This window comes from Cupriavidus sp. GW823-FHT07B10, from assembly GCF_058794355.1.
The window spans coordinates 1-1306 of the sequence record NZ_JBXAGS010000041.1 but is presented as its reverse complement, the minus strand read 5'-3'; the positions used below and the strand labels follow the sequence as shown (position 1 = coordinate 1306).

Annotated in this window: 1 protein-coding gene; it reads right to left on the bottom strand. The window is 67.2% G+C overall.

Annotated features, from left to right (window positions below; all coding sequences use genetic code 11):
- Positions 1–1306, bottom strand: a 1306-nt coding sequence (locus AC1Q6V_RS34590; protein ID WP_492316803.1) for an acetate--CoA ligase, incomplete at both ends; no start/stop codon positions are given.

Genomic DNA, 1306 nt, shown 5'->3' with positions numbered 1-1306 from the left:
CACGTCATGGCCGGTCTCGTCGACGATGGCGGCCATGATGCCCGGCAGCGGCAGCGTGCACGAACCCGGCACCAGCGGCGTCGCGCCCGGCAGCGGCGTGATCATGTGGCCGCCGGTCTCGGTCTGCCAGAAGGTGTCGACGATCGGGCAGCGCTCGTTGCCGATGTTCTTGTAGTACCACATCCAGGCTTCGGGGTTGATCGGCTCGCCCACGGTGCCGAGCAGGCGCAGGCTGGACAGGTCGTACTGTTTCGGGTGGATCTTCTCGTCGGCCTCGGCGGCCTTGATCAGCGAGCGGATCGCGGTCGGCGCGGTGTAGAAGATGCTGACCTTGTGGCGCGCGATCATGTCCCAGAAGCGGCCGGCGTTGGGGTAGGTCGGCACGCCTTCGAACACCACCTGGGTGGCGCCCGCGGCCAGCGGGCCGTAGGCAATATAGGTGTGGCCGGTGACCCAGCCGATGTCCGCGGTACACCAGAACAGGTCGTCGGGCTTGATGTCGAAGGTCCACTTCATTGTCATCAGCGCCCACAGCAGGTAGCCGCCGGTGCTGTGCTGCACGCCCTTGGGCTTGCCGGTGGAGCCGGAGGTGTAGAGCACGAACAGCGGGTGCTCGGCGCTCACCGGCTCGGCTTCGCAGGTATCCGGCTGGCCGGCGCTGACATCTTCCATCCAGCGGTCGCGGCCTTCGGTCCAGGCAACCTTGCCGCCGGTGCGGCGGTAGACGATCACGTTCCTGACGGCCTCGCAGCCGCCCAGCGCCAGCGCGTCATCGGCGATGGCCTTGAGCGGCAGCGCCTTGCCGCCGCGCATCTGCTCGTCGGCGGTGATCAGCGCCACCGCGCCCACGTCCACCAGCCGCTCCTGCAGCGACTTGGCCGAGAAGCCGCCGAACACCACCGAGTGCGTGGCGCCCAGGCGTGCGCAGGCCTGCATCGCGACCACGCCTTCGACCGACATCGGCATGTAGATCACCACGCGGTCGCCCTTCCTGATGCCGAGCGCCTTCAGGCCGTTGGCAAAGCGGCACACCTTGCCATGCAGCTCGCGGTAGGTGACGCGCGTCACGCTGCCGTCGTCGGCCTCGAACACGATCGCGACCTTGTCCGCATTGCCGTTCTGCAGATTGCGGTCCAGGCAGTTGTAAGAGGCGTTGAGCTCGCCGTCTTCGAACCACTTGTAGAACGGTGCGTTGCTTTGGTCCAGCACCTTGGTGAAGGGCTTGGTCCAGTGCAGCAGCTCGCGCGCGTGGCGCGCCCAGAAGCCTTCATAGTCACGCTCGGCTTCGTCGCACAGCGCCTGGTAG